This window comes from Mesorhizobium sp. M2A.F.Ca.ET.037.01.1.1, assembly GCF_003998075.1.
In the GTDB taxonomy this organism is placed as follows: Bacteria; Pseudomonadota; Alphaproteobacteria; order Rhizobiales; family Rhizobiaceae; genus Mesorhizobium.
The window spans coordinates 1-824 of record NZ_RZSA01001580.1; the positions used below are offsets into that span (position 1 = coordinate 1).

The window sequence follows — 824 nt, forward strand, 5'->3', positions numbered from 1 at the left end:
GCCCGTCGACGTCTATCACGAGACGCTGCCGAATGGTGTCAGCTACGACACGCTCGACCTGACGCCGAATTCGATCGGCGACAACACCCGCGAATGGACCGTGCCGCCCGGCCACTATTTCATGATGGGCGACAACCGCGACAACTCCTCCGACAGCCGCTTCACCGTCGGCTTTGTTCCTGCCGAAAACCTGGTCGGCCGCGCCAATCTCATCTTCTTCTCGATCGCCGGGAAATCGTCCGGCGTGAACGGCTCGTTGCGCGCGAAGTCGTAGTAGAACCCGTTCTCGATCACCGGCCCGATCGTCACCTGCGTTCCCGGCCACAGCTCCTGCACGGCCTCGGCCAGCACATGCGCCGCATCGTGTCGGATGAGTTCCAGCGCGCGCGGATCCTCGCGGGTGATGATCTCGACCTTGCCCGACGTGCCGAGCGGATCGGAAAGATCGCGCACGGTGCCGTCGAGGCTATAGGCGACAGCCTTCTTGGCCAGCGACTTTGAGATCGACTCGGCAAGGCCAGCGCCGGTCAGCGCCGCGTCATACTCGCGGATCGAACCATCGGGAAATGTCAGGGAAACGGAATTCGGCATCAGGATTCTCCTATCCAGTCCCGCAAACGAGCGCGGGTGGTGAAATGCATGTCGCAGGATGCGTTGCTGCATGCAGAGGGTTAGCCGGAGGCGTCCGGCAGCGGCGCGGTTTTAGAGGCAGTGCCGCGTCAGGTAAAGAGCGGCCCGTCAGGAAATGGCGCCAGTAGTGTCGCAGGCGCTTCGCGCGGGCTTGTGAACAGAGCGCGGCGCAGCTTGTATACGAACTATGGAAG

2 pseudogenes are annotated in these 824 nt (G+C 62.7%); one reads left to right on the forward strand and one right to left on the reverse strand.

The window, feature by feature from the left end:
* Positions 1–241: pseudogene (gene lepB, locus EOA27_RS38510) on the forward strand (signal peptidase I); the annotation flags it as partial.
* Here lepB and EOA27_RS38515 read toward each other — a convergent pair.
* Positions 208–591 (reverse strand): annotated as a pseudogene (locus EOA27_RS38515) (TGS domain-containing protein); the annotation flags it as partial. The pseudogenes lepB and EOA27_RS38515 sit on opposite strands and share 34 nt — an antisense overlap.
* Positions 592–824 lie beyond the last annotated feature (233 nt).